This is a genomic window from Streptomyces sp. SAS_281, assembly GCF_052542855.1.
In genome coordinates this window covers 1-21,143 of the sequence record NZ_JBMNDO010000070.1, presented here as the reverse complement: position 1 = coordinate 21,143, position 21,143 = coordinate 1, and the positions used below count along the sequence as shown (strand labels likewise).

The window sequence follows — 21,143 nt, the reverse complement described above, 5'->3', positions numbered from 1 at the left end:
GTTACGCGCGCAGGCGCAGGCCCCTCGGGGTGGCGAGGAAGCCGGCGGCCTCCAGCGTGCGCCCCAGGGGCGAGGTCAGGGCGGAGACGCCGTTGGTGCGCTCGACGGTCACGGTGCCGAGGGCGCCCGCACGTGCGGCCGAGGCCAGCGCACCGGCCGCCGCCCGGAGCGCAGGATCCTCCGGATCGGTCGCCCAGGCCAGCAGCGTCTTGCCGCCGCGCTCCATGTACAGCGTCAGCTCGCCGTCTACCAGGACCACGAGAGAGCCCGCCTTCCGGCCCGGCTTGTGCCCGGCCCCGTCCGGCGGCTCAGGCCACGGGAGGGCAGCGCCGTACGCATTGGCCGGGTCGGCCGCCGCGAGGACGAGGGCGCGGGGGTCCGCGCCCGGCTCCGTGCGGTCCCGGGCCGTGGACACCGCGCGGAGCCGGTCGACCGCGCCGTCCATCGCGAACTGGGCGGCCCCCAGCCCCTCCACGACGTACCCCCGGCGCGCCTGCCCGTTGTCCTCGAAGGCCGACAGCACCCGGTACGCCGCCGAGAAGCCGCCTTCGACGCCCTCGGCCTGGACCGCGCCCCGGGTCACCACCCCGTGGCGGTCGAGCAGCGTGCGTGCCAGGGCGTGGGCGCGGTGCGTGGGCTCGGGCTCGATGGCCGGCAGCAGGGACCAGCGGCCCGAGACCGTGGGCGGCCCGGTGCGTGAGGCCGGGCGGGCGGCAGCGGTGAGGGTGCCGTAACGGCCGCGCGGCACATTCCGCCGGGCCCGGTGCGCGGTCGAGCCGGCCGTGCGGCCCGAGCCCAGGAGGGAGCGCAGCGGTGCGAGCGTGTCGTTGGTCAGACGGCCGGACCAGGCGAGGTCCCACAGGGCGTCCGCCAGTTGCGGGTCGGTGCAGTCGGGGTGGGTGGTGGCGCGGACCTGGTCGGCGATCTGCCGGAAGAACAGGCCGTAGCCGCCGCCGAGAGCGGTCAGCACGGACTCGTGCAGTGCGCTGAGCTCCAGGGGGCGTGGCGGGGGGAGGAGCAGGGGCGCGCTGTCGGCCAGGTAGAGGGAGATCCAGCCGTCCTTGCCGGGGAGGGCGCCCGCGCCGGCCCAGACGACTTCGCCGGTCGTGGTCAGTTCGTCCAGGAGCGCGGGGGTGTATCCGGTGACCCGTCCGGGAAGGACGAGCCGTTCCAGAGCGGAGGCGGGAACCGGTGCTCCCTGAAGCTGCTCGACGGCGCGGGCCAGTCCGTCGATGCCGCGCAGGCCGTTGCCGCCGAGGTGCTGCCACTGCGGCAGGAACCCGGCCAGGGCGGCGGGCGGGACCGGCTCCAGCTCGTGCCGGAGGGCGGCGAGCGAACGGCGTCGCAGCCGCCGCAGCACCGTGGCGTCGCACCATTCCTGGCCGATGCCGGCGGGGTGGAACTCGCCCTGGACGATGCGGCCGGATGCCGCGAGCCGTTGCAGCGCCCCGTCGGTGACGGCCGTGCCGAGGCCGAACCGGGCCGCCGCCGCGGTGGAGGTGAACGGGCCGTGCGTGCGGGCATACCGCGCGAGGAGGTCGCCCAGGGGGTCCTTCACCGGCTCGGTGAACGCTTCGGGGACTCCGACCGGGAGCGCCGTGCCCAGGGCGTCGCGCAGCCGGCCCGCGTCCTCGATCGCCGCCCAGTGGGGCGCCCCGGCGATCCGGACGCGGATGGCGCGGCGGGCGGACTCCAGCTCCTTCGCCCAGGCGGACCCGGCCCCGCGCTCGGCCAGCTCCTCGTCGGTGAGCGGTCCGAGCACCCGCAGCAGATCCGCGACCCCCTCGGCGTCCTTGACCCGGCGGTCGTCCGCCAGCCACTGGAGCTCCCGCTCCAGCTCGGTGAGCACATCGGCGTCGAGCAGTTCGCGCAGCTCCGCCCTGCCCAGAAGCTCGGCGAGGAGCCGGGAGTCCAGGGAGAGTGCGGCGGCGCGCCGTTCGGCGAGCGGCGAGTCGCCCTCGTACAGGAACTGGGCGACGTATCCGAAGAGGAGGGAGCGGGCGAACGGGGAGGGCTCCGACGTGGTGACCTCGACCAGGCGGATGCGCCGGGCCTCCAGGTCGCCCATCACCTCAGTGAGCCCCGGGACGTCGAAGACGTCCTGGAGGCACTCGCGGACCGCTTCGAGAACGATGGGGAAGGAGCCGAACTCGGAGGCGACCTGGAGGAGCTGCGCGGCCCGCTGGCGCTGCTGCCAGAGCGGGGTGCGTTTGCCGGGGCTGCGGCGGGGAAGCAGCAGCGCCCTGGCGGCGCACTCGCGGAACCGCGAGGCGAAGAGGGCGGAGCTGCCGACCTGGTCGGTGACGATCTGTTCGATCTCGCCCTTGTCGAAGGCGACATCGGCGGCGCCGACCGGGGGCTGGTCGCTGTCGAAGGCGGTGTTGGCCGGGGCGAGCGGCGCGGAGGCGCCCTTGCCTGGCTCCTGGACCGGATCCGCTGCCGGGTCGAAGTCGAGGAGGTCCAGGCCCATCATGTCCGCGTCGGGCAGCCGCAGCACGATGCCGTCGTCGGCGTGCATGACCTGCGCGTCCATCCCGTACCGCTCGGCGAGGCGGGCGCTCAGCGCCAGCGCCCACGGGGCGTGCACCTGCGCGCCGAACGGGGAGTGCACGACGACCCGCCAATCGCCCAGCTCGTCCCGGAAGCGCTCGACCAGGATGGTGCGGTCGTCCGGGACATGACCGCAGGCCCGGCGCTGCTCGTCCAGATACGCCAGGACGTTGTCGACGGCCCAGGTGTCCAGGCCGGCGGAGAGCAGACGGTCCCTGGCGTCCTCGGGGGAGAGCCCACCGAGCTCGCGCAGGAAGGCCCCCAGGGCACGGCCCAGCTCCAACGGGCGGCCCAACTGGTCGCCCTTCCAGAACGGCAGCCGCCCGGGGACACCGGGCGCGGGGGAGACGAGGACCCGGTCCCGGGTGATGTCCTCGATCCGCCAGGAGGTCGTGCCCAGCGTGAAGACGTCGCCGACCCGGGACTCGTAGACCATCTCCTCGTCCAGCTCACCGACCCGGCCGCCGCCCTTCTTGGGGTCGGCACCGGCGAGGAAGACCCCGAAGAGGCCCCGGTCGGGGATGGTCCCGCCCGAGGTGACGGCGAGGCGCTGCGCGCCGGGACGGCCCGTGACCGTACCGGCGACGCGGTCCCAGACGACCCGGGGCCGCAGCTCCGCGAAGGCGTCGGAAGGATAGCGGCCCGCGAGCATGTCGAGGACGGCCGTGAACGCCGACTCGGGCAGTGAGGCGAAGGGGGCGGCCCTGCGGACCACCGCGAGCAGGTCGTCCACCTGCCAGCTGTCCAGCGCGACCATCGCGACCAGCTGCTGGGCCAGCACGTCCAGGGGATTGGCCGGGACGCGCAGCGCCTCGATCGAGCCCGTGCGCATCCGCTCCGTGACCACGGCAGCCTGCACCAGGTCGCCGCGGTACTTCGGGAAGACGACGCCGGTGGAGACCGCGCCCACCTGGTGGCCGGCGCGGCCGACCCGCTGGAGGCCGGAGGCGACCGAGGGCGGGGACTCGACCTGGATCACCAGGTCGACCGCCCCCATGTCGATGCCCAGCTCCAGGCTGGAGGTGGCGACCACCGCGGGCAGCCTTCCCGCCTTCAGGTCCTCCTCGACCTGTGCGCGCTGCTCCTTGGAGACCGATCCGTGGTGGGCCCGGGCGAGCAGGGCGGGAGCGCCCTTGGCCGCTCCGGACTCCGCCATGATCTCGGCGGGGGAATGGGCCTCGGGCATGGTCTCGCCGGTGGCTCTCTCGTACGCGATCTCGTTGAGCCGGTTGCACAGGCGCTCCGCGAGGCGGCGGGAGTTGGCGAAGACGATCGTGGAGCGGTGCGCCTGGACGAGATCGGCGATCCGCTCCTCCACATGCGGCCAGATCGACGGCTTCTCGGCCTGCCCCGAGGTGTCGTCGGTCGCGGGGGAACCGCCCAGCTCCCCCAGATCCTCGACGGGCACGACCACCGACAGGTCGAACTGCTTGCTGGACGGCGGCTGGACGATCTCCGCCTTGCGCCGGGGCGACAGGAAGCGCGCCACCTCGTCGACCGGCCGGACCGTGGCCGACAGGCCGATGCGCCGGGCCGGCCGGGGCAGCAGCTCGTCCAGGCGTTCCAGGGATACGGCGAGATGGGCGCCGCGCTTGGTGCCCGCGACCGCGTGCACCTCGTCCAGGATCACCGTCTCGATGCCGGACAGGGCCTCGCGGGCCGACGAGGTCAGCATCAGGAACAGCGACTCGGGCGTCGTGATCAGGATGTCCGGCGGGCGGGTCGCCATCGAGCGGCGCTCGGCGGCCGGGGTGTCGCCCGACCGGATGCCCACCCTGACCTCGGGCTCGGGGAGCCCTTGGCGCACCGACTCCTGGCGGATGCCGGTCAGCGGTGAGCGCAGATTGCGCTCCACGTCGACCGCGAGCGCCTTGAGCGGCGACACGTACAGCACGCGGCAGCGCTTCTTCGCCTCCGCCGGCGGGGGGACGGCCGCCAGCCGGTCCAGGGCGGCGAGGAAGGCGGCCAGCGTCTTGCCCGAGCCGGTCGGCGCGACGACCAGCACGTCCGATCCCTCGCCGATCGCCCGCCAGGCCCCTTCCTGCGCGGCGGTCGGCGCGCTGAAGGCCCCCGCGAACCAGCTGCGGGTCGCGGGGGAGAACGAATCGAGTGCGGAGCCGGTCATGTTCCCCATCGTGCACCCCGCCACTGACAACGGCCCCGGCAACCGCCGAGGGGCCGACGGCCGGGCCGCCCGCGGGCTGGGACAATCCCACCATGGCGCGAGCACAGCAACCGACGGAGTGGGCGCGGCACTGGAGCTACGCGGAGCTGCCCGACCTCGACCTGCTGCGAGCCCGCTACATCCGGCACACCTTCCCGCGCCACAGCCACGAGGGCTACGTCGTCGCCACGGTGAGCCACGGTGTCGAGGCCATCGGAACCCCCGCCGGGACCCTGCACGCGGGGCCCGGGACCGTCGTCATGATCAACCCGGAAGTGCCGCACACCGCCCGCGCGGGCGCCCCCGAAGGCTGGGTGTACGACACGCTCTACCCGTCCGCGCAGGTGATCAACGACATCGCCGCCGATACGACGCGCCTGCGCGGCACTGTCGGCTTCGCCGAGACCGGCGCGGCCGACCCGTACGCCGCCCGGCTGATAGCCGAGGTCCACCGGGCGGCCGAGGAGGGCAACGCCCTGGCCGCCGACAGCGTGTTGCGGGTCGTCGTCACCCGCCTGCTCACCCGGCACGGCACCTCGCTCCCCGTCTCGGCCCCCCGGGCCGCGGGCGCCCGCGACGCGGCCCGCGCCCGGGCCCTCCTGGAAGCCCGGATGGCCGGACCGCCGACCCTGGAGGCGCTCGCCGCCGAACTGGGCACGAGCCCCTTCGCGCTGCTGCGCGCGTTCAAGAAGCAGTACGGCATGCCTCCGCACACCTGGCTCACCGACGCCCGGGTGCGGCGTGCGCGGCGGATGCTCGACGCGGGCACGGCCCCCTCGGTCGCGGCGACGGAAGTCGGCTTCACCGACCAGCCGCATCTCAACCGTCACTTCACCCGGATCGTGGGAGTGCCCCCCGGCGCCTACCAGCGCGAACGTGCAAGAACGTACAAGACCGGCCCGGAGCCGCCCCGGTAGCGTGCTGAACGTGGCAGAACAGACAGCACCCCTCCGCACGACCGCAGAACCTCCCGCCGGCAGCACGCTCGCCGCCGGGACCAAGCCGGACTCGGCCGTCGTACGCGACGCACTCGGCGTCGGCATAGCCGTCGGCCTCTCAGGCTTCGCCTTCGGCGTCACCTCGGCGGGCTCCGGCCTGAGCCTGCTCCAGACCTGCGCGCTCAGCCTGCTCGTGTTCACCGGCGCCTCCCAGTTCGCCCTGGTCGGAGCGCTCGCCGCCGGCGGCAACCCGTACACCGCGGCCGCCGGGGCCTTCTTCCTCGGCGTGCGCAACGCCTTCTACGGCCTGCGGCTCTCCCAGCTCCTCGCCCTGCCGCGCGCCCTGCGTCCGCTCGCCGCCCAGTGGGTCATCGACGAGACCACGGCCGTGACGCTGCCCCAGCCCACGCGGCGGGCCGCACGGATCGGCTTCACCGTCACCGGGCTCACCCTCTACGTGCTGTGGAACCTGACCACCCTGGTGGGAGCGCTGGGCGCCGAAGCGCTCGGCGACACCGACGCCTGGGGGCTCGACGCGGCCAGCCCGGCGGTCTTCCTGGCGCTGCTGGCCCCGATGCTGAAGTCCACGACGGAGCGCGTGACGGCGGCGCTCGCCGTCCTGCTCGCCCTCGGGCTCCTGCCGGTGCTGCCGGCCGGGGTGCCCGTGCTGCTGTCCGCGCTGGCCGCGCCCGTCATCCTGTTCCTGCTGGGGCGGGCCAAGGGGCACGGCCCGGCCGGGGCCGGGACCGAGGAAGCCGGCGCGACCGGGGCGGAGGGGGGCCGATGAACGTCTGGATCGCCATCGCGTTGACCTGCGTCGGCTGCTACCTGGCCAAACTGCTCGGCCTTCTGGTGCCCGCCGGCGTGCTGGAACGTCCGCTGGTGCAGCGTCTGGCCGCCTTGCTGCCGGTGGCCCTGCTGGCCGCGCTCACCGCCCAGCAGACGTTCGGCGACGGACAGCACCTGGCCCTGGACGCCAGGGGTGCGGGCTTGGCGGCCGCAGCGCTCGCCCTTGTCCTGCGCGCTCCCTTCCTGGTGGTCGTGGGTGCTGCGGTGGCCGTCACCGCGGGGGTGCGCGCGCTGGGCTAGGTGGTGTCCGGTAAGGGGCGTGCCTCCTGGAGGGTGCCCCTTACCGGCGCGCCCTGGCCGGCCCCTCACGCCAGGGCGCGGCCGTGCGCCCTCAGTGTCTCCAGCGCCCTGAGGGTCACCAGGGGGCGTCCCTCCAGCGCCGTCCCGGGCGCCCACTGGCGCCAGGTGACCGGCCAGCCGCCGTCCGCCTCCTGTGCGGCGGCCAGATGGTCGAGCGAGCGCTCCATCTCGGCGTCGGAGAACCACCGCCGGGCGAGCGAGGCGGGTGTACGGGCGTAGTCGTACGGGAAGTGCTGCTCTCCCGGTGCGTACCCGGGGGCCACCGGGTACTCCGTGCGCCGGTCCGGATCGAGCACGGCGAGCCGCTGGTCGCGTACCAGGTGCCCGAGCCGTTCGGCGGCGGCCTCCGCCCGGGGCCGGTCCGGCACTCCGTCGAGGAAGGCGACCGCAGCCTCGATCTCGTACGGATGCGACACCTCCAGGGCGTCCACGGCCGACCAGCAGAAGTCGGTCGCCCGGAAGAGCCAGGCGTGCCACACCGCGTTGCGGTGCAGCAGCCCGACGACGGGGCCGGTGGCCAGCAGTTCGGCCGGCGGATCGTCGACGATCGGGATGAAGGGGGCCGCCGGGTAGTCGCGCTGGGAGGGCAGCAGCGCGGGCAGGGCGCCCTCCTTGGTGGACACCTCCGTCAGATAGCGGCAGATCCGCTCCACCCGCAGACCGCCGCACCGGCCGATGGAATCGAGGACGCTGAGCGCGTGGGCGGTGTGCAGGGGCTGACTGACGGGGCCCCGCAGGTCGGGTTCGAGCGCGTGGCCGTAGCCGCCGTCCTCGTTGGCGTACGCGGTGAGGGCCGTCTCCACCGCGTCCGCGCCTCCCTCCAGATATTGATGGGCGAACCGCCGCTGTTCGAGGACACGGGCTGTGAGCCAGATGAACCGCTCGGCCCGGTCGAGGGGACTTGTTCCAGTTGCAGCCATGGACCGACCGTAGGGCTTCGGGCCCCCGAGCAGGGCCGATGCGGCCCGGCTGCACTCTCAGGAGCGGGATACTGAGGGCATGCGGTTGACGATTTTCTGGGAACGGATGGCGGACCACTTCGGCGCGGCCTACGCGGACTCCTTCGCACGCGACCATGTGATGGCCGAGCTGGGCGGACGTACGGTCCATGAGGCGCTGGCGGCCGGCTGGGAGGCGAAGGACGTCTGGCGCGGCGTCTGCGTCGCGATGGGCATTCCCGCCGACAGGCGCTGACGGAGGCGGGAAGGCAAGGCCACCTTCCGGGGCGTGCGAGGCCTTGTCACCCACATAGGCGAGACTTGCCCCGTGGCACCCACAGACGAGACCGCTCAGATCCAGCCGCCGCGCACGCCGCCCGTCCCCCCGGCCGCCCCACCGGCCCCGCCGTCCGGAGCCGGGCCGGCCCGCATGCCCGCCTGGCTGCCGCGCGCCATGGTCCTCGCCCTGGCCCTCTACGCCTGCTTCCGGCTCGGCAGCTGGGCGTTCGACCAGCTCATCGGCCTGCTGATCAATATGCTGATCGCCTTCTTCCTGGCGCTCGCCATCGAACCCGCCGTGAGCCGGATGTCCGCCCGCGGCCTGCGCCGGGGCTTCGCCACCTTCCTCGTCTTCCTCGTCGTGCTGATCGCCGGGGCCGGCTTCGTCGTGCTGCTCGGCTCGATGCTCGCGGGCCAGATCGTCGACATGGTGGAGGACTTCCCGAAGTACCTCGACTCGGTGATCAACTGGGTCAACCAGACCTTCCACACGGAGCTCTCCCGTGTGGAGGTCCAGGACAGCCTGCTGCACTCCGACTGGCTGCAGAAGTACGTCCAGAACAGCGCGACCGGCGTGCTCGACGTCTCGGCGACCGTCCTCGGCGGCCTCTTCCGCCTGCTGACCATTTTCCTGTTCTCCTTCTACTTCGCGGCGGACGGGCCCCGGCTGCGCCGCGGGCTGTGCTCCGTGCTGCCCCCCGCCCGTCAGGCGGAGGTGCTGAGGGCCTGGGAGATCGCCGTCGACAAGACGGGCGGCTACCTCTACTCGCGCGGCCTGATGGCGCTCATCTCCGGCATCGCGCACTACATCCTGCTGGCCGCCCTCGGGGTGCCGTACGCGCCGGCGCTCGCGGTCTGGGTCGGACTCGTCTCCCAGTTCATCCCCACGATCGGCACCTATCTCGCGGGTGCCCTGCCGATGCTGATCGCCTTCACCGTCGATCCCTGGTACGCGCTGTGGGTGCTCGGTTTCGTCGTGGTGTACCAGCAGTTCGAGAACTACATGCTGCAGCCCAAGCTCACCGCCAAGACGGTGGACATCCACCCCGCCGTGGCGTTCGGCTCGGTCATCGCCGGTACGGCGCTCATGGGCGCCGTCGGCGCCCTGATCGCCATCCCGGCCGTGGCCACGCTCCAGGCGTTCCTCGGCGCGTACGTGAAGCGCTACGACGTCACGGACGACCCACGTGTCCACGGCAGCCGCCCCGGCGTGCGGGGCGAGCCCTTGTGGACGCGCCTGAGACGGATGCGTACCGCTTTCGCGGGTGAGGACGGCCGGGGCACGGACGGGCGGCCCGAAGGCGCCGAGCCGGAGGAGCCGAGGCGGCCGGAGGGGCCTTCCGGGCCGAGCAGCACCTGAAGCGCTCGTTCCGCCGGAGCGGGCCGGGCGGGCCCGTAGTCTGAGGCGCGGGATGTCGGGCCGACCCTGGGGGGAACATGGAGTGGCTGTCCCTGGCATCGGCGGCCGTGGCCGTCTGCGGTGCGGCGGCGGCCGCGCTCTTCAGCTACTGGCAGCAGCGCCGCCTGCGGTCCAGGGAGCAGCGCGACTACATGGACCGGTACGGGGCTTCCCTGGCGTGGGCCGCGTACGACCTGCAGAGGCGGCTGTTCAACATCCTGCAGGGCCATGACACCGATCGGGATCCCGCGCGCGGCCACGGCTTCATGACGAGCTTCCTCACTCGGGGAACCCCGCGCGAGGCCGACTTCGTCCGGCGCAGCACGGTGTTCGTACTGGCCGAGTATCTGGGCTGGGTGGAGATCCTGCGCCGTGACATCCAGTTCCTCGCGCTGGGCAGAAGCCGTGCCAACGCACAGATCATGACGCAGATCTCACGGATCGGTTCGAGCTTGTCCAGGATCGACACGGTGAGTAACGAACTCCGTCTGTTCCGCGCCCAGCAGCGGGCCATCGGCGAGCTCATGGTCCACCCCGACAGCGAGCCGGGCCGTCGCCGCTGCCTGGGCTACGCGGAGTTCTGCGCGAAGCTGGAACACGACCAGGAGTTCGCCGCGTGGTTCACCGATCCGCTGGCGGACGTGGACAGGCTGGCGGCTGACACCGCCCAGGCCGTCGGCCGCCTCAGGGATCTCCAGATCCAGCTGATCGCGCTGATCGATCTGCTGGACCCCCGAAGAGAACGCTTTCCCCAGTTCAGGCTTGCCTACAGCCCTCGCACCCGGCCCCGGAGCTGACCATTCCGCCCCTCCGGGCCGCCCGCGGCGAGGCGGCGTGGTGCGCTTGACACTAAAATCGAACATCCATTCTCATGGGATTCCGGCCGGGTTTTCCCGGGCCCGACCGTGGAGTTGTCCACAGGCCGGGAGGACGTCGAGGCCCATTGTCAGTGGCAGGGGTTAGCGTCTTTGACGTGAAGCGATCGACTCAAGCAAATCGGGTGGAACCCATGGCAGGAACCGACCGCGAGAAGGCGCTGGACGCCGCACTCGCACAGATTGAACGGCAATTCGGCAAGGGCGCGGTGATGCGCCTCGGCGAGCGGCCGAACGAGCCCATCGAGGTGATTCCCACCGGGTCCACCGCGCTCGACGTCGCGCTCGGCGTCGGCGGTCTGCCGCGCGGCCGTGTGGTGGAGGTGTACGGACCGGAGTCCTCCGGTAAGACGACGCTCACGCTGCACGCCGTGGCGAACGCGCAGCGGCTCGGCGGCTCGGTGGCCTTCATCGACGCGGAGCACGCCCTCGACCCCGAGTACGCGAAGAAGCTCGGCGTCGACATCGACAGCCTCATCCTGTCCCAGCCGGACAACGGTGAGCAGGCCCTCGAGATCGTGGACATGCTGGTCCGCTCGGGCGCCCTCGACCTCATCGTCATCGACTCCGTCGCGGCCCTGGTGCCGCGCGCGGAGATCGAGGGCGAGATGGGTGACTCGCACGTGGGTCTCCAGGCCCGCCTGATGAGCCAGGCGCTCCGGAAGATCACCAGCGCGCTCAACCAGTCCAAGACCACCGCGATCTTCATCAACCAGCTCCGCGAGAAGATCGGTGTGATGTTCGGCTCGCCGGAGACCACCACCGGTGGCCGCGCGCTCAAGTTCTACGCCTCGGTGCGCCTCGACATCCGCCGGATCGAGACGCTCAAGGACGGCACCGACGCGGTCGGCAACCGCACCCGCGTCAAGGTCGTCAAGAACAAGGTCGCGCCGCCCTTCAAGCAGGCCGAGTTCGACATCCTCTACGGCCAGGGCATCAGCCGCGAGGGCGGTCTGATCGACATGGGCGTGGAGCACGGCTTCGTCCGCAAGGCGGGCGCCTGGTACACGTACGAGGGCGACCAGCTCGGCCAGGGCAAGGAGAACGCGCGCAACTTCCTCAAGGACAATCCCGACCTCGCCAACGAGATCGAGAAGAAGATCCTGGCGAAGCTGGGCGTCGGGGTCCGGCCCGAGGACGCCGCCGAGTCCGGGGCGGAGGCGGCGGGCACCGCGGCACCTGCCGAGGCTGCGGCGAAGCCGGCGACGGCGGCGGCCGGCAAGACCAAGCCGGCCAAGGCGGCCGCGGCCAAGAGCTGATCCGTGACGCGTCGTACAGAGTGGCCGGCCGGCGCCGCCGACCCCGGCGCGGCCCCCGGATCCGGTGAGGGAGCGGGACGCCGTTCCCGCTCCCGGCCCAGTGACAGCGGTTCCCCCTCCTTGTCGAGGGCCGAGAAGGGGGAACCGCGCGACCCGGTCGAGCAGGCTCGCAACATCTGCCTGCGCCTGCTCACCGGCACGCCGCGCACCCGCAAGCAGCTCGCGGACGCCCTGCGCAAGCGGGAGATCCCGGACGAGGCGGCCGAAGAGGTGCTGTCCCGTTTCGAGGACGTCGGGCTGATCGATGACGCCGCGTTCGCGGACGCCTGGGTGGAGTCCCGGCACCACGGCCGCGGGCTCGCCCGCCGGGCGCTGGTCCGTGAGCTGCGGACCAAGGGGGTGGACGCCGCCGTGATCGACGAAGCCGTCGGGCAGCTGGACTCCGAACAGGAGGAGGAGACCGCGCGGGAGCTCGTCGCCCGCAAGCTCCGGTCCACCCGGGGGCTGGACCGCGACAAACGCCTGCGCCGCCTTGCGGGCATGCTCGCACGCAAGGGGTACGGCGAGGGAATGGCGCTGCGCGTGGTGCGCCGGGCGCTGGAGGAAGAGGGGGAGGACACGGAAGGGCTGGACGAGCCCTTCTGAGCCGGCGCCGCTACTGGCCGGCGCGGGCCGCTCGGCTGATGGTGGCGTCGACCAGCGCGAGGGCGTCCTCGGCTGTGCGTCCCGGGTAACGGTTCCAGGGACCGATCAGCCCGGTCCAGCCCTGCGAGCGGAGCTCCGCGATCAGCCACGCCCCGGCCCGGTCGACCGTCTCCGCAGAGCCGTAGCCCAAGCGGTGCGCGGTGAGCATGGCGCCGCAGACGCAGCGAGCGCCCCGGATGTCGCGGAGCCGGTACGGGGTGTTCTGCCAGCCCCACTCGGTCAGGATCCGCCGGGCATGGGCGAGATGGACGGACGGCCGCACATCGGGCCGTCCGACGCGCCGCCATGCGTGGAGCCGGTCGGGCAGGATCGCACCGATGCGCCCCGGGAGCGGGCGCTCGCGCGGCGCGGCGGGGGGCAGTGCCCGGACGGTGTCGGCGATCAACCGGTCCACCGGCACGGAGAGCAGGGCGCGCCAGTCGGCGGCGGGGGCGGCTGCGTCCGGCGCGTCGGCGGGCGCGGGGTGCGGGGGCTGGGGCGCGGGGGGCGCGGTCAGGTCCCAGCCGGTGACGATCTGCTGCCAGGCGTCCGTGTCATGGAGGCGCGCGGCTTGGGCGTCGAGTGCGTCGGGGGTGAGGGCGGCGTCGGTGGTCGGCATCGGTGCGTGCTCCCCGTCATAGCGGCGTACCGGCGCCCTGGTGGCGTTCCGGCGGGCGGGCCGGCCAGAACGGCCGCACCCGCCGTGAGGCGAATGTCCGCCCGCCACCCGGTCCGCTCCACCTGAGCGAGGCCATACGGGTGTGTCACGGGGCATTCCGGTGGCGGCCACGGGCTGAGACGAGGACGGTCCGGACGTGGTGCGCCCGGGCCGGCGGGGTGCGAGCTCCGCGCGGCCGGGCACGGTGCGGCCGGCGGGAGCGTGGGCGCGGTGCCGGCGTGGGGCGGGTGAGCGGCGCCCCCGGCGAGGAGTCGCGTCCGCAGGGGGGACAACCCCCCTGCGGAGACGCCGGGTTGCTCCAGTGCACAGGTATCTGTGCACAGAGCATTGTGTGACGCATGCCAGAGAAGCCCGGTGGTACCGAGATCACGGAGTTGGCCGCCCTGAAGGCGCTCGCCCAGCCGCGGCGCCAGCAGATCCTGCAGCACCTCACCCTGCACGGCCCCGCGACCTCCGCGATCCTTGCTCGCGCGCTGGGGCTGAACACCGGGGCGACCAGCTACCACCTGCGTGAACTGGCCCGGTACGGCTTCGTGGCGGACACCGTGCCGCAGGAGCCGGCCGGGCGTCGGGGCAGGTGGTGGCGGGCCGTCCCCGGGGACCGGCGCTTTCCGCCGCCGTCCCGGCGGACGCCCGAACTGAGCCTCGTCATCGACGAGCTGAACCGTCACGCGTACGCCGCCGACCTCGCCCTCTTCGAACGGCTCCAGCGTGAGAGGGCCGACGCCGCGCCGGACGAATGGGCCGACGCCTTCGCGTACTCACGGGGCACGTTGAGCCTCACCCTCCCTGAGCTCCGCGCGTTCTTCGAGGAGTACATCGCCCTGATGAACCGCTACAGGCGCCCCGGAGCCGACACCGCACCGGGTGCCAGGACGGTTCACACCCGGCTGCTCGCCTTCCCGGCCCCCGATCCGGACCGCGCGACCCCGCCCGCCTTCACCGGCCGACCAGAGACGGACGCCTCATGATGCTGCGTTATGCCCTGCGGACGATCCAGCACCGCAAGGCGGGATTCCTGGGGGCCTTCCTCGCCCTCATGTGTGCCGCCGCACTCGTCACCGCCTGCGGCACCCTGCTGGAGACCGGCCTGCGCGGCCGGATCGCCACGGAGCGGTACGCGGCCGCCCCGCTGATCGTCTCGGCCGACCAGAACGTCCACCGCACGACCGTCAAGCACAAGGGCAACGGCAAGACGAAGACCAAGCACGAGGCGAAGCCCGTCGCCGAACGCGCCTGGCTCCCCGCGGCCACCGCCGACCGGCTGCGCCACCTGCCGGGTGTCCGCGCGGTCGTCCCCGAACTGACCTTCCTCGCCCAGCCGCTCGGGCTCCCCGCCCACGGAGCGGACGACGACGTCCCCTTCCACGGGCACGCCTGGTCGTCCGCCCCGTTGACGCCCTTCGCGCTGACCGCCGGCCGCGCCCCGGCGGCCCCCGGCGATGTCGTGATCGACAGGACCCTCGCCGTACGGGCGGGCCTCACGACCGGGGACCGGATCACCGTGCAGTCGACCCGCGCCCCTCGCACGTACCGGATCAGCGGCATCGCGGCGCCCCAGGGGCGGGGCGGACTCCGGCAGCAGCGCTCGCTGTTCTTCTCCGACGCGGAGGCCCGGCGGCTCGCCGACCGCGCGGGCCGGGTCAGTGCGATCGGTGTCCTGCCCGCGCCCGGCACCGGCACGGGCGCGCTGAAGGAGCAGGTCTCGGCGGCCCTCAAGGGCACCCACGCCCAGGTGGCGACGGGCGACGGGCGGGGGCCGGTCGAATTCCTCGACGCGGCGGGCGCCCGCGTCAAGCTGGTCTCGATGGGCGGAGCCATGGGCGGCACCTCACTGCTGGTCGCGGTGCTCGTCGTCGTCGGGACGTTCGCCCTCTCCATCCAGCAGCGCCACCGCGAACTGGCCCTGCTCCGCACCATCGCCGCCACCTCGCGGCAGGTCCGCCGGCTGCTCGGCAGGGAGGCCCTGGTCGTCGGGGCCCTCGCCGGGGTCCTGGGCGCGTTCGCCGGGCTGCCGCTCGCCGCGTGGCTGCACGGCCGGTTCACCGGGATGGGCGTGATCCCGCCGACCCTGGAACGTACGGCCGGGGTCCTCCCCGCCTGCGCCGCCGTGGCCGTCACCCTCCTCGGCGCCTGGGCCGCCGCCCGGATCTCCGGCCGCCGGATCGCCGGTCTGCGTCCGGCGGAGGCGATGGCCGAGTCCGCGGTCGAGCGCCGCGGCCCCGCCCGGGGACGCGTCCTCGCGGGGCTGCTCCTGCTCGCCGGCGGCGGTGCGCTGGTCGGTGTCCTGAGCGTGCTGCGCACCGAGGCCGCCTCGACCCCGGTGACCTTCCTGGCCGTGGTGGTGCTGGCCACGGCGGTCTCGCTGCTGGGGCCCCTCCTCGTACGGGCCGCCGCCTTCCTGGCGGCGGGTGTGCTCCGACGGACGGGCCCGATGAGCACCCTGGCCACCGCGAACGTCCGGGGCAACTCCACCCGGATGGCCTCCGTCGTCACCCCGCTCACCCTGCTCATCGGCATGACCTGCACGGTCCTCTTCCTCCAGCCGACCGTGGGCGACGCCGCGCGTGCCCAGGCAAGGGAGGGCACCCGCGCCGCCTGGGTGCTCGGCGCACAGGGCCCGGGCGTTCCGTCGGAGGCGGCGCAGGCGGTCCGCGCGACGCCCGGTGTCACCGCCGCCACGGAGGTCGTACGGACCACCGTGCGGGTCGGACTGGAGAAGTACGCCGCACAGGGCGTCACCGGACCGGGGCTCGCCCGTACCTGGGACCCGGGCGTGACGAGCGGTTCCCTCGCCGCGTTCGCCGCGAACGGGCGGGCCGCCGCGATCAGTGAACCGGCCGCCGACCGGCTCGGGCTGCACGTCGGCAGCGAACTCGTCCTGCACCTCGGGGACGGCACCCCCGCCACGCTCGTCGTCGCCGCCGTCTACCACCGGGGCCTCGGCTTCGGAGACCTCACCCTGCCGCACGACCTGCTCGCGCGGCACATGGACAACCCGCTCGCCGCGACGGTCCTGGTGGCCGGGGACGCGACCGGGGCCGAACTGTCGGCCGCCGTGAGGAAGTTCCCTGGCGTCGAGGTCGTCGCCCCCGCCGTCGCCGACCGGCTCCAGGCCGACCGAGGCCAGGAGAACGCCGAGGTCAACCTCCTTGCCATGGGGCTGGTTCTCGCCTTCACCGCGATCGCCGTCGTCAACACGCTGGCCATGTCGGTGTCGGAACGCTTCAGGGAGTTCGCACTCCTGCGCCTCGCCGGCGCCACGCGCCGTCAGGTGCTGCGGATGCTGCGCACCGAGACCCTGGCGGTCCTGGTGGTTTCCGCGGCCCTCGGCACCGGTATCGCGCTCGCCGTACTGACGGCGTTCAGCATCGGCATGACGGGGAGCGCGGCGCCCGGCTTCCTGCCCCTGGTGTACGGGACGGTGGTCGGTGCCGCCGCACTGCTCGCGCTGGTGGCGACGGCACTGCCCGGCCGGTTCGCGCTGCGGACCCGTCCGGTGGAGGTGGCCGCGGGCCGGTGACGAGAAGACCGTGAGGGGGGGGCTCGCGCCGCCCCCTCACCTCATGTCCCGACCGGAAGGCCCGCCGCGCGCCACGCCTGGAAGCCGCCCACCAGGTCCGTCGCCCGGTACAGACCGAGCCGGTGCAACGACTCGGCCGCCAGGCTCGACGCGTAACCCTCGTTGCAGATCACGACCACCCGCAGGCCGTGGTCCACCGCCTGCGGGAGACGGTGGCTTCCCCGCGGGTCCAGCCGCCATTCCAGTTCGTTGCGCTCGATGACCAGCGCCCCCGGGATCAGCCCGTCCCGCTCGCGCAGCTCCGCGTAGCGGATGTCCACGAGCAGGGCGCCCTCGGAGGCCGCCGCCCAGGCTTCCCGCGGGCCGAGCCGTTCGTAACCGGCCCTGACCCGCTCCAGCAACTCGTCGATCCCCACGGGCCCGTCGCTCACTGCCAGTCCTCCGGTCCCTCGGTCTGCTCCAGGCGCAGCACCGCGCCGGTGCGGCTGTAGCGGCGGATGCGCGGCAGCGGCGGATAGTACGCGTGGACGGAGACGGCGTGCTCCGTGGAGGACTCGTTCAGCACCTCGTGGACGTGATGGCGTCCGAAGGCCCTGCCCCGGCCGGGGGTCAGCTCCCGGGTGCGGTCGACGTCCTCGGTCAGTTCCAGGGTCTTCCAGCCGTCGGTGGGCAGCCGGGCCGCGAGGGAGTGCTCCCTGAGCGTGCCGGCCGCGGTGAGGAAGGCGCCGACCGAGTCGGCGTGGTCGTGCCAGCCGGTGCCGGTGCCCGGAGGCCAGCCGATCAGCCACGCCTCGCTGCCACCGGGACCGTCGAGCCGGATCCAGGTCCGGCCCTCGGGGTCGAGGGGAAGGGAGGCGATGAGTGCGGTGTCCTCGGCGGTGCGGCGGACGAAGTCGAGCAGTTCCGCGGCGGTCGGAGCCGGAGCGGACGTGCGCGTGGGCACGGGGACAGCGGGGAAGGGAGAGGCAGACACGGAGACCGTCCTGAGAGTTCGCGCGGACGCCCCGCCGTTCGGCACAGCGCACGGCGAAGGCAGGTGAAGGCGATTCAGCAGGACGGGCGACACACGCAGCCCGCATAGCGGAGCAGGTCCATATGGACCCTCCGCCACAGGCGCACATCGGTGTCGGTCATGACCGGGAGTAGACCACGCGCGCCCGTGAGGGTCAATTGACGTCCGCGGTCCTGTCGGCACGCACCGACGTCCGGGCCGCGCCGCCGCGTACCGCGTCCGCCGCCGCGAACAGCTCGGCCGGACGCACCCCGCCGAACGCCTCCACGAGATGCCCGTCCGGCCTGACCAGCAGGACCGTGTGCGCGGAGGCCCCCGGATAGCTCTCGGCCACCAGCAGTTCGGCCTTCACCGGCAGCGCGGCGACCGCCTCCGCCAGCCGGGGCATCACTCCGGCGCGCATCCAGTGGCGCCGGTCCCACACTCCGGTCCCGGGCGCCACCAGCACCACGAGGAGCTGCCCCTGCCCCAGCCGTTCGCGCAGCCGCACCGGGGTGCCGTCGGGCGCCGTGACCCGCACATCGGCCACCGGCGCACCGGGGGGCGTGCCCACCGACGTGTGCGCCTCGGTGCGCGCGGGCGCAAGGGGGGACAAGGCGTAGGAAGGGGGCGCACCGAGGGGGCCGCAGCCCAGATGCCCGTCCATCAGCAGCGTGTCGTGCCCCCGTGCGCTCCCCGGTACGAGCGTCCGCAGACCTCCGCCGCCCCGCAGTATCGGCAGCGACTGGTCGGCGGCGCGCAGCCGTGCGGCGACGGCGGCCCGGCGTTCGGCCTGGTAGCTGTCGAGGAGCGCGTCGGACGCCCCGTGATGCCAGGCCAGAGCCAGCTTCCAGGCCAGGTTCTCGGCGTCCCGCAGCCCCTCGTCGAGCCCCTGGGTGCCCAGGGCGCCCAGCAGATGGGCGGCGTCCCCGGCCAGGAAGGACCGCTTCACCCGCCACCGGCGGGCCAGCCGGTGGTGCAGCGTGTAGACCCCGGTGTCCACCAGCTCGTACGGGGGTGTCTCGCCGCACCAGCCGGCCAGGGTGTCCCGGACCCGGGTGACGAGCGCGTCCGGCGTGACCAGTTCGCCGCGCGCGGGCAGCAGCCAGTCAAGCCGCCACACGTCGTCGGGCAGCGGGCGCGCCGTGACCTCGGCACCGCCGGTGCGCCAGGGCGGCGACCGGTGCAGTACGGCCTCCCCGGGCCGGGGCAGCTCGGCGCGCAGGGCGGCCACGGCGTGCCGTTCCACCGCCGTACGCCCGGGAAACCGGATGTCGAGGAGTTTGCGCACGGTGGACCGGGCCCCGTCGCAGCCGACCAGGTAACTCCCTCGCCACCAGGTCGATCCGGGCTCCCTGGTGTGCACGGTGACCCCGGCCGGGTCCTGCTCCAGGGTGTCGATCCGGCTGGGCCCGGCGGTCCGCACCAGCTCCTGAGCGGCCACCGCGTCCCGCAGGCCCCGGACGAGGGCGTGCTGCGGTACGTGCACGGGGGCGGCGGGCACACCGCTGCCCGGGACCGGGTCCTCACCGAGCGGCAGCTCGCGCACCAGCTGCCTGCGCCGCACCGAACGCCAGCCCGACCAGCGCAGCCCCTCGTCCCGTAGCGCCTTGCAGCCCAGCCGCTCCAGGAAGGCCGCGGTGTCCTCGCGCAGCACGACCGTACGGGCGGGGCGTGTCTCGTCGCTTTCGGGGTCCTCGTCGAGCAGCACGGACGGCACGCCCTGCGCGGCGAGGGCCAGCGAGAGCGCCAGGCCGACCGGCCCGGCACCGACGACGATCACCGGGTCCACGGTGCGTCCCCCGTCGGAAGTGCGGTGAAACCGAACGTTCCGGTGAGGCGGAACGGAAGGTGCGCGGGCGTCGAAGGGGGTGCTGCGGCGTCGGGGACTCGGTGCGCGATCACAGAACGTATGCAACCTACTGCCGGTGCTTGCGTCAAGCGACGCCGGAACGCGGCGAGGGGCGGTGGCAGGTGCGCCACCGCCCCTCGTGGGCGTCGTACGACGAGCCGTCAGGCGGCGCTTCCGTCGTCCACCTTGAGCGACGGCGCACCGATCGTCTCCAGTTCGCCCCCCGGGCCGGTGCCCACGACCGCGCCCGTGCTCTTCTTGCCGCGCCGGAGCCACCGCTCCAGCCAGCTCGCGAAGGACGTCAGGGCGAAGTTCAGGGCGAGGTAGACCACCGCGACGATCGTGAAGCAGGCGATGGTGTTCGAACCGTAGTTCGCGGACATCGGCCGTACCGAGGCCAGCAGCTCCGGGTAGCTCAGCACGGCGCCGCCGAGGGCGGTGTCCTTCACGATCACCACGAGCTGGCTGACGATGGCCGGCAGCATCGCGGTGACCGCCTGCGGCAGCAGCACGAAGATCATCGTCTGACCCTTGCGCATACCGATCGCCTTGGCCGCGTCCGTCTGGCCGCGCGGCAGCGTCAGGATGCCGGCCCGCACGATCTCGGCGAGCACCGAGGCGTTGTAGAGCACCAGGCCCGTCACGACGGCGTACAGCAGACGCGTGTCCGGTTCGAGGTCGGTGTACTCGGAGTACATGGCGTTGGCGATGATCATCAGGAGCAGCACGGGAATGGCGCGGAAGAACTCCACGACCGCCCCACCCGGAACGCGCACCCAGCGGTGGTCCGAGAGCCGTCCGATACCGAAGAGCGCGCCCAGCGGCAGCGCGATGAGCAGCGCGTAGAACGCCGCCTTGATCGTGTTCTGGAAGCCCGGCCAGATGTACGTCTCCCACGCCTGGGTGCCGACGAAGAACGGCTTCCACTTGGCCCAGTCGAGCTGGTGCTTCTCGGCGAGGCCGTCGTACACCCACCACACCACCGCCGCGGCGGCCAGCACGAAGAGAACGGTGTACAGGATGTTGCGCCGCTTGGCGCGGGGCCCCTGCGCGTCGTAGAGGACGGAACTCATCGCTTCACCGCCACCTTCTTGGCGACCCAGCCGAGGATGAGACCGGTCGGGAGGGTCAGGATGATGAAGCCGAGGACGAACACACCGGAGATCAGCAGCAGCTGAGCCTCGTTCTCGATCATCTCCTTCATCAGGTACGAGGCTTCCGCGACCCCGATCGCCGCGGCGACGGTGGTGTTCTTCGTCAGCGCGATGAGCACGTTGGACAGCGGGTTGACCACCGACCGGAACGCCTGCGGGAGCACGATCAGCCGCAGCACCTGGCTGAAGCTCAGCCCGAGTGCCCGGGCCGCCTCCGCCTGGCCGACCGGCACCGTGTTGATGCCTGAACGCAGGGCCTCGCACACGAACGACGCGGTGTAGACGGTGAAGGCGAGCACCGCGAGCCGGAAGTTGATGACCTTGAAGTCGCCACCGCCCCCGAGCGTGACCTGAAGGGTTTGGAAGAGGCCCAGCGAGGCGAAGACGATGATCACGGTCAGCGGAATGTTCCGGATCACGTTCACATAGACGGTCGCGAAACCGCGCATCAGGGGGACCGGGCTGACCCTCATGCCGGCCAGCAGCGTTCCCCATATGAGGGAGCCGAGGGCGGAGAACACGGTGAGCTTCACCGTGACCCAGAAGGCCCCCAACAGGTCATAACCATCAAGAAAGTCGAACACGATCTCCCGTGCTTCCACGTGTAGGAGGGCGCGGGGGGGGGGGGGGGGGGGGGGGGGGGGGGGGGGGGGGGGGGGGGGGGGGGGGGGGGGGGGGGGGGGGGGGGGGGGGGGGGGGGGGGGGGGGG

19 protein-coding genes are annotated in these 21,143 nt (G+C 73.2%); 10 read left to right on the top strand and 9 right to left on the bottom strand.

What is annotated here, in order from left to right; all coding sequences use genetic code 11:
* Position 1: 1 nt before the first annotated feature.
* Positions 2–4,675, bottom strand: coding sequence for an Lhr family helicase (locus tag ACN6LM_RS24350; protein WP_445067500.1), 4,674 nt, complete (start codon positions 4,673–4,675; stop codon positions 2–4).
* Positions 4,676–4,767: 92 nt separating this feature from the next.
* On the opposite strand from ACN6LM_RS24350, the gene ACN6LM_RS24345 reads away from it, so the two are divergent.
* The 3 genes from ACN6LM_RS24345 to ACN6LM_RS24335 are packed head-to-tail and all read left to right on the top strand — an operon-like array spanning position 4,768 to position 6,741.
* Entirely contained in the window at positions 4,768–5,631 is an 864-nt protein-coding gene (locus ACN6LM_RS24345) for an AraC family transcriptional regulator (RefSeq protein ID WP_445067499.1), read from the top strand.
* Positions 5,632–5,641: 10 nt separating this feature from the next.
* Entirely contained in the window at positions 5,642–6,439 is a 798-nt protein-coding gene (locus ACN6LM_RS24340; protein ID WP_445067498.1) for an AzlC family ABC transporter permease, read from the top strand.
* Positions 6,436–6,741, top strand: coding sequence for an AzlD domain-containing protein (locus ACN6LM_RS24335; protein WP_445067497.1), 306 nt, complete (start codon positions 6,436–6,438; stop codon positions 6,739–6,741). Before ACN6LM_RS24340 ends, ACN6LM_RS24335 begins: the two co-directional genes overlap by 4 nt.
* 65 nt (positions 6,742–6,806) lie before the next feature.
* Here ACN6LM_RS24335 and ACN6LM_RS24330 read toward each other — a convergent pair whose 3' ends face one another.
* Positions 6,807–7,721 (bottom strand): hypothetical protein, encoded by a 915-nt coding sequence (locus ACN6LM_RS24330; protein ID WP_445067496.1) that lies wholly within the window; start codon positions 7,719–7,721, stop codon positions 6,807–6,809.
* 79 nt (positions 7,722–7,800) lie between these two features.
* On the opposite strand from ACN6LM_RS24330, the gene ACN6LM_RS24325 reads away from it, so the two are divergent.
* The 5 genes from ACN6LM_RS24325 to recX all read left to right on the top strand — a co-directional run bounded on the left by ACN6LM_RS24325 (position 7,801) and on the right by recX (position 12,196).
* Positions 7,801–7,995, top strand: a complete 195-nt coding sequence (locus ACN6LM_RS24325) for a DUF3046 domain-containing protein (protein ID WP_445067495.1) — start codon at positions 7,801–7,803, stop codon at positions 7,993–7,995.
* Between the two features lie 174 nt (positions 7,996–8,169).
* Positions 8,170–9,378, top strand: a complete 1,209-nt coding sequence (locus ACN6LM_RS24320; RefSeq protein ID WP_445067514.1) for an AI-2E family transporter — start codon at positions 8,170–8,172, stop codon at positions 9,376–9,378.
* 77 nt (positions 9,379–9,455) lie between these two features.
* Positions 9,456–10,214: a hypothetical protein gene (locus ACN6LM_RS24315; RefSeq protein ID WP_445067494.1), complete on the top strand. Its 759-nt coding sequence runs from the start codon at positions 9,456–9,458 to the stop codon at positions 10,212–10,214.
* Positions 10,215–10,426: 212 nt separating this feature from the next.
* Entirely contained in the window at positions 10,427–11,551 is a 1,125-nt protein-coding gene (gene recA, locus ACN6LM_RS24310; protein ID WP_445067493.1) for a recombinase RecA, read from the top strand.
* Between the two features lie 3 nt (positions 11,552–11,554).
* A complete protein-coding gene (gene recX, locus ACN6LM_RS24305; protein ID WP_445067492.1) occupies positions 11,555–12,196 on the top strand; it encodes a recombination regulator RecX in 642 nt (213 codons plus the stop codon).
* A 10-nt stretch (positions 12,197–12,206) separates the two neighbouring features.
* Here recX and ACN6LM_RS24300 read toward each other — a convergent pair whose 3' ends face one another.
* Positions 12,207–12,854 (bottom strand): DUF6197 family protein, encoded by a 648-nt coding sequence (locus tag ACN6LM_RS24300; RefSeq protein ID WP_445067491.1) that lies wholly within the window; start codon positions 12,852–12,854, stop codon positions 12,207–12,209.
* 398 nt (positions 12,855–13,252) lie between these two features.
* Here ACN6LM_RS24300 and ACN6LM_RS24295 point away from each other — a divergent pair, with 398 nt between their 5' ends.
* Together ACN6LM_RS24295 and ACN6LM_RS24290 are read left to right on the top strand one after the other, a co-directional pair.
* Positions 13,253–13,885, top strand: a complete 633-nt coding sequence (locus tag ACN6LM_RS24295; protein WP_445067490.1) for an ArsR/SmtB family transcription factor — start codon at positions 13,253–13,255, stop codon at positions 13,883–13,885.
* Positions 13,882–16,437, top strand: a complete 2,556-nt coding sequence (locus ACN6LM_RS24290) for an FtsX-like permease family protein (RefSeq protein ID WP_445067489.1) — start codon at positions 13,882–13,884, stop codon at positions 16,435–16,437. The genes ACN6LM_RS24295 and ACN6LM_RS24290 overlap by 4 nt, the downstream gene beginning before the upstream one ends.
* 41 nt (positions 16,438–16,478) lie before the next feature.
* Here the strand turns inward: ACN6LM_RS24290 and ACN6LM_RS24285 are convergent, their stop codons facing one another.
* The 6 genes from ACN6LM_RS24285 to ACN6LM_RS24260 form a co-directional block, all read right to left on the bottom strand.
* The gene (locus ACN6LM_RS24285) at positions 16,479–16,868 is read right to left on the bottom strand and encodes a rhodanese-like domain-containing protein (RefSeq protein ID WP_445067488.1); all 390 of its coding nucleotides are present in this window, start codon (positions 16,866–16,868) and stop codon (positions 16,479–16,481) included.
* Entirely contained in the window at positions 16,865–17,380 is a 516-nt protein-coding gene (locus tag ACN6LM_RS24280) for a cysteine dioxygenase (protein ID WP_445067487.1), read from the bottom strand. Before ACN6LM_RS24280 ends, ACN6LM_RS24285 begins: the two co-directional genes overlap by 4 nt.
* Before the next feature lie 104 nt (positions 17,381–17,484).
* Complete coding sequence (locus tag ACN6LM_RS24275) at positions 17,485–17,571, bottom strand: putative leader peptide (RefSeq protein ID WP_311307652.1); 87 nt, start codon at positions 17,569–17,571, stop codon at positions 17,485–17,487.
* A 32-nt stretch (positions 17,572–17,603) separates the two neighbouring features.
* Entirely contained in the window at positions 17,604–19,220 is a 1,617-nt protein-coding gene (locus ACN6LM_RS24270; RefSeq protein ID WP_445067486.1) for an FAD-dependent monooxygenase, read from the bottom strand.
* Between the two features lie 221 nt (positions 19,221–19,441).
* Positions 19,442–20,353 (bottom strand): amino acid ABC transporter permease, encoded by a 912-nt coding sequence (locus tag ACN6LM_RS24265; protein ID WP_445067485.1) that lies wholly within the window; start codon positions 20,351–20,353, stop codon positions 19,442–19,444.
* Positions 20,350–21,018, bottom strand: coding sequence for an amino acid ABC transporter permease (locus ACN6LM_RS24260; RefSeq protein ID WP_445067513.1), 669 nt, complete (start codon positions 21,016–21,018; stop codon positions 20,350–20,352). The genes ACN6LM_RS24265 and ACN6LM_RS24260 overlap by 4 nt, the downstream gene beginning before the upstream one ends.
* Positions 21,019–21,143: the final 125 nt, after the last annotated feature.

Coding starts and splice junctions, on each gene's coding strand:
- ACN6LM_RS24295 (WP_445067490.1), top strand. CDS start 13,253: ATGCCAGAGAAGCCCGGTGGTACCGAGATCACGGAGTTGGCCGCCCTG.
- ACN6LM_RS24345 (WP_445067499.1), top strand. CDS start 4,768: ATGGCGCGAGCACAGCAACCGACGGAGTGGGCGCGGCACTGGAGCTAC.
- ACN6LM_RS24325 (WP_445067495.1), top strand. CDS start 7,801: ATGCGGTTGACGATTTTCTGGGAACGGATGGCGGACCACTTCGGCGCG.
- ACN6LM_RS24300 (WP_445067491.1), bottom strand. CDS start 12,854: ATGCCGACCACCGACGCCGCCCTCACCCCCGACGCACTCGACGCCCAA.
- ACN6LM_RS24320 (WP_445067514.1), top strand. CDS start 8,170: ATGCCCGCCTGGCTGCCGCGCGCCATGGTCCTCGCCCTGGCCCTCTAC.
- ACN6LM_RS24330 (WP_445067496.1), bottom strand. CDS start 7,721: ATGGCTGCAACTGGAACAAGTCCCCTCGACCGGGCCGAGCGGTTCATC.
- ACN6LM_RS24335 (WP_445067497.1), top strand. CDS start 6,436: ATGAACGTCTGGATCGCCATCGCGTTGACCTGCGTCGGCTGCTACCTG.
- ACN6LM_RS24290 (WP_445067489.1), top strand. CDS start 13,882: ATGATGCTGCGTTATGCCCTGCGGACGATCCAGCACCGCAAGGCGGGA.
- ACN6LM_RS24315 (WP_445067494.1), top strand. CDS start 9,456: ATGGAGTGGCTGTCCCTGGCATCGGCGGCCGTGGCCGTCTGCGGTGCG.
- recA (WP_445067493.1), top strand. CDS start 10,427: ATGGCAGGAACCGACCGCGAGAAGGCGCTGGACGCCGCACTCGCACAG.
- ACN6LM_RS24350 (WP_445067500.1), bottom strand. CDS start 4,675: ATGACCGGCTCCGCACTCGATTCGTTCTCCCCCGCGACCCGCAGCTGG.
- ACN6LM_RS24265 (WP_445067485.1), bottom strand. CDS start 20,353: ATGAGTTCCGTCCTCTACGACGCGCAGGGGCCCCGCGCCAAGCGGCGC.
- ACN6LM_RS24275 (WP_311307652.1), bottom strand. CDS start 17,571: ATGACCGACACCGATGTGCGCCTGTGGCGGAGGGTCCATATGGACCTG.